The sequence below is a fragment of the Succinivibrio sp. genome, assembly GCF_045124615.1.
Classification (GTDB): Bacteria; Pseudomonadota; Gammaproteobacteria; order Enterobacterales; family Succinivibrionaceae; genus Succinivibrio; species Succinivibrio faecicola.
Map to the genome: position 1 here is coordinate 1 of NZ_JBGVMC010000033.1, position 4,598 is coordinate 4,598.

At 38.7% G+C, this 4,598-nt stretch carries 6 protein-coding genes; 4 read left to right on the plus strand and 2 right to left on the minus strand.

The window, feature by feature from the left end; genetic code table 11:
• Positions 1 to 1,381 (plus strand): phage tail tape measure protein (locus tag ACJML3_RS00790; RefSeq protein ID WP_406019764.1); only part of this gene is annotated, 1,381 nt, incomplete at its 5' end.
• On the opposite strand, the gene ACJML3_RS00795 is transcribed toward ACJML3_RS00790, so the two are convergent.
• Complete coding sequence (locus tag ACJML3_RS00795) at positions 1,367 to 2,485, minus strand: transposase (RefSeq protein ID WP_406019766.1); 1,119 nt, start codon at positions 2,483 to 2,485, stop codon at positions 1,367 to 1,369. The two genes, ACJML3_RS00790 and ACJML3_RS00795, sit on opposite strands and share 15 nt — an antisense overlap.
• 131 nt (positions 2,486 to 2,616) lie before the next feature.
• Positions 2,617 to 3,180: a hypothetical protein gene (locus tag ACJML3_RS00800; RefSeq protein ID WP_406019768.1), complete on the minus strand. Its 564-nt coding sequence runs from the start codon at positions 3,178 to 3,180 to the stop codon at positions 2,617 to 2,619.
• Positions 3,181 to 3,237: 57 nt separating this feature from the next.
• Between ACJML3_RS00800 and ACJML3_RS00805 the strand changes: the two genes are divergently transcribed.
• The 3 genes from ACJML3_RS00805 to ACJML3_RS00815 form a co-directional block, all read left to right on the plus strand.
• Entirely contained in the window at positions 3,238 to 3,981 is a 744-nt protein-coding gene (locus tag ACJML3_RS00805; RefSeq protein ID WP_406019770.1) for a hypothetical protein, read from the plus strand.
• The gene (locus ACJML3_RS00810) at positions 3,974 to 4,186 is read left to right on the plus strand and encodes a tail protein X (protein WP_331853129.1); all 213 of its coding nucleotides are present in this window, start codon (positions 3,974 to 3,976) and stop codon (positions 4,184 to 4,186) included. The genes ACJML3_RS00805 and ACJML3_RS00810 overlap by 8 nt, the downstream gene beginning before the upstream one ends.
• Positions 4,174 to 4,598, plus strand: a 425-nt coding sequence (locus ACJML3_RS00815) for a hypothetical protein (protein WP_406019772.1), incomplete at its 3' end; no start/stop codon positions are given. The genes ACJML3_RS00810 and ACJML3_RS00815, both read left to right, overlap by 13 nt.

Genomic DNA, 4,598 nt, shown 5'->3' on the forward strand with positions numbered 1-4,598 from the left:
AGGCCAGATGATGCTACTAAAATCATTGGCATCTAACTTTGCCGCACCAATCAAGTTAGGCATGGAATTTGATAAGACCATGGCCAGAGTAGGTGCTGTATCTAATGCTTCTGCAGAAGATTTAGGCCGTTTGCGTGATAAGGCACGTGAATTAGGTGCTTCAACTGTATTCTCAGCTTCTCAAGCTGCAGAAGGTATGACATATCTTGCTATGGCAGGCTTTAAAACAGATGATATGTTAAAAGCAATGCCTGGTATGTTAAATCTTGCCTCTGCAGGTCAGGTTGATTTGGCCAATGCATCTGATATTGCAGCTTCTATGCTGAACGGTTTTGGACTTGAAGCAAGTCAGATTAACCGTGTCGCCGATACCATGGTTAATACCTTTGCTAATTCCTCAACAGATCTGCAGGGATTAGGCGAAACCATGAAATATGTGGCACCGGTTGCAGCATCTATGGGTGTTGATCTTGAGACAGTTGCTGCAATGGCTGGTAAGCTTGGTGATAACGCAATTCGTGGTTCTCAGGCTGGTACAGCAATGCGCGCAGTATTCACTCGCTTAGTTGCCCCTGCGACAGAAGGACAGAAGGCTTTATATGCTTTAGGTGTATCTGTAAAGGATGCTCAGGGCAAGGTAAGAGCAATGCCAGATGTATTAAAAGACATTGGCTCAGCACTGCAGAAATTACCTCAGGCAGCTCAGGCGGCAATCAAGAAGGATATATTTGGTCAGGAAGCAATGTCTGCAGCAGGTATTCTGATGAATAATGCTGTAGATGGCACACTGCAGAACTTTATTGATAAGGTTAAGGAAGCAGGATCTGCAGAGCGTGTAGCAATTCAGCAGACTAACAATTTAGATGGTGAACTTGCTTCTCTTAATTCTGCATATGAAGAAACTCAGTTAATTCTTTCTGAAGCGGTAACTCCTGCTATCAGAAAATGCACTGTATTCTTAACTCAAGGAATTAGTGCAGTAGGTTCTTTTGCAAAGAATCATGAAACCTTGTTAAAGGTTCTTGTAGCTGTTGGAGCTTCAATCGGTGGTGTTATCGCAATGATGGCCACATTCAATATGATATGGGGCGGTGCAGGCTATATCATCATGTCTGCAGTTGCAGGAGCATTAAAGCTCTGGAAAGTCCTAATGTTGTTAAAGAATGCAATACTCATTGTTAAGTCAGCTATGATTATCTTTAATGCGGTGATGTTTGCCAATCCAATCGGACTGGTAACGTTTTGTGTAAAGTTAGTTTGTGACATATCATCAATATTTGTGAGTTACTTCACATTCCTCAATGTAACCGCATTTTTTTCTTTTTTTTCAAAAAGGGGGTGCGGGGGAAAAAGCTTTTTTTTCTTTTTAAACCACTTCTAAATTAGAGTCATTACAAGCAGGAGTTTCAATATCCAACTTCTTAGCTCTAATTACGTTTTTAACTCTAGCACGTTTAGTATAAAACGGCATTACTTCAACCTTTGCAGGCATTTGCCAAAGGCATCTTCTCATCTTACCTGTAGATGTAATATTATCTCTTAACAAGCCTTGATCCTTATGCTGTTGGTAGTAGATATCAATAATATCATTGCGCTTTTTCATAATACCTGGACCTTTACCCTCATAGCACTGTTGTGGGGTAATGTAGCAAATACCACTATGACGGTGCTTATTGTTGTACCAATGGTAATATTGATCTACCCAAGTTCTTGCATGTTTTAAAGTATTAAAAGCTTCTGGTATAGCAACCTCATGACCATGTTTAAGTAATTTAAAGCTTGCTTCCATATGAGCATTATCATTGCTATGTCTAGCTCTGTTATAGGTACATTCAATGCCTAATTCAGTACATTTGGCAACCATAGTTGATCCTCGCATAGGAGCTCCATTATCACTGTGCAGAACTAGAACGTTACCAAATATGTCTCGATTAGTTCCATTGAGCTCTACAGCTTTGCATGATGGCTTTTTAAAGCCTGCTTTATTAAAGGCTTTTTCAATAAACTGAGCTGCCAATTCAGCTGATTGAGTTTCATGTACTTCCCAGTGGATCATCTTTCTACTGTACAAATCCATTACAGCATACAGGTAGTAATACTGCCCCATAGGATTTGCTTTATACAGGTATGTAATATCCCATACGAATACCTGATTAGGGGCTGTTGCTATTAATGCTCGTCGTTCAACAGAATCCTTCGATTTTGAGCTAGATGAGCCATCTCTACGCTTATTTAGCTTAGTCTCCTCAAGTAAACGATATAACCATCTTGCAGAGCCTAAATATGTATTGTGCTCATCAAGGTATTTAGCTTGAAGCTCATAAGGATTCATATCAGGATTGAGCATCAATGCTAATAATGCTTTCTCTCGATCTTCCTGGCTATACTTGTAGTTATTTACGTGCTTAGCGCCTTTTCTTTTATCTGTAAGATCTTTCTTCCAGTTAGTATAGCTGTTCTTTCCCATGCCTAAAGCTTCAGTCATGTATGATACAGTGAGCTGATAACTTTGATTTACAGTAAACGTACCGCAACTTAAAGTCACAGTATCAATAAAGACATCAACTCTATTACTATCAATGAGATCTAATAGCTTTTTCTTTTCAGCTTCGCTTGTTAGCGCTCCTCGTCGCTTTCCTCGAAGAGCGCTTGCGCTTTTTTTAGGAATGCTTCCTTAACAGCATATTCTGCTAGAGCTTTCTGCATACGCTCAAGCTCTTTATCCTTCTTGGCACTCTTACAATTAAGCTTAGATAACTTTTCTTTTAACTGTCTGATCTCAGCCTTTAACTTTACGTTCTCTTCAGCAAAAACTACATTGTTATTATCATTTGCATTCATACAATTAAGCTTCCATGACTTTAATTCTGTTGAATATATGCCTTTGCTTCTGCAATAAGCACCAATCTCTTGTTCATTCATTTTAGCTGTATCAATAACAAATTCAAACTTATCCTTGCTCTCTAATTGATCCTTTGGAATCTCTGCCTTTTCATCAGCTGCTGTATCACCACCTTCTGATGATGGTTGGTTAGGAAAATACTTAGTGATCCAGTTGTACAAGGTTGTTCTCTTTATCTCAGGATGTTGAGTTACAAACTCCCACTTAGTTAATCCACTTTTTGCAAAGAGCTGAACATACTTAAGTTTTTCATCCTTGCTGTAACTTTGTCTTGCCATTAGTTGTGACTCCTTCTATAGCTTTAACTAACTCGTCACAAACTATTGTGTCACCTAATGGTAATTGCTGCAATTGCAGCTCTGATTGCAATTGGAGTTCTGCTTTATAAAAACTGGGATGTTGTCAAAGAAAAAGCTGCTGCTTTATGGTCTTGGTTCTCGGAAAAATGCCCATGGTTAGCCAATGTGTTTTCTAGTGCTTTTAATAACATTGTAGAAAACGTTTCTAGCGCATGGAACAGAATCAAATATCACTTCACTCAGGTTATTGATTTTGTTAAAAACATCTTTGCTGGAGAATGGGGAAAAGCTTGGGAGAACGTAAAAAACATATTTGCCAATATGTTTGGTGGCTTGGTAGGATTAGCTAAACAACCTATCAATGCAATCATTTCTCTTATCAATAAAGCATTCTCTGCAATAGGCTCAGTATCAGTATCAATACCTGATTGGGTTCCTAGTATGGGAGGTCAGACTTTAAGTTTTGAAATGCCACAAATACCAATGTTGGCCAATGGTGGTATTGTTACAAAACCAACTACTGCCCTTATTGGTGAAGGAGCTGAATCAGAAGCTGTTCTTCCTTTATCAAAATTGGAATCTCTTTTAGCAGGTCATTCTTCATCTGCAGGTTCATCAAACATTACAATCAATTTCAATCCAACTATCAATGTTACAACTGATGGTAAGAGTGGTGATGCTTATGACCAGATAAGAAGAGCACTTGCTGAAGGCAGTTCTAACTTCCAGAAGCAGATTGAACAGTATTTTGCTCAGAGGAGCCGCTTGAGCTATGAGTAAAACTTATACAACAGTTCAGGGTGATACCTGGGATGGTATCGCCTATAAAATCTTAGGTGATGAAAAGTACCTTACAGCACTTATGAATTTGAACTTCAAATATCGTAAGTATGTGATTTTTCCTTCAGGGATTGTGCTTACATTACCTGAGATTGAGGTTTCAACTGATTCTTATAAAGAGAAATTACCACCATGGAAGAGATAGGTATCAGAACTACACCTCTTAAAACACTTCTATCAATTCAGTATATGACTGCAGGAAATGAAACGGATATTTCAACTGAGGTATCTGCAGATCTACTGCAGTGTGAATATACCGACCATATTGATGATGAAGCTGATGAGGTAAATATCACTTTAAAGGATGAAGTTGGTAAATGGGCCGAAAACTGGACACCAACACGCGGTGATAAAGTAAAAGTAACCTTGGTTACTGAAGCAAGAGGCTCGCTCGAAACAAAGAACATGATAATTGATAAATTATCAGTGTCTGGTCGTCCTAGAATCTTCAGCTTTTCTGCAGTATCAATACCTCTTAATGGCACTGTAAGAAGAACGGTAAAAACAAGAAAGTATGAGAATACAACTCTGAAGGAGATTGCCAATCAGATTGCAAC

Excerpts from the sequence above, each read along its gene's own strand:
- ACJML3_RS00795 (WP_406019766.1), bottom strand. The coding sequence starts at position 2,485 with ATGACTGAAGCTTTAGGCATGGGAAAGAACAGCTATACTAACTGGAAG.
- ACJML3_RS00800 (WP_406019768.1), bottom strand. The coding sequence starts at position 3,180 with ATGGCAAGACAAAGTTACAGCAAGGATGAAAAACTTAAGTATGTTCAG.
- ACJML3_RS00805 (WP_406019770.1), top strand. The coding sequence starts at position 3,238 with ATGGTAATTGCTGCAATTGCAGCTCTGATTGCAATTGGAGTTCTGCTT.
- ACJML3_RS00810 (WP_331853129.1), top strand. The coding sequence starts at position 3,974 with ATGAGTAAAACTTATACAACAGTTCAGGGTGATACCTGGGATGGTATC.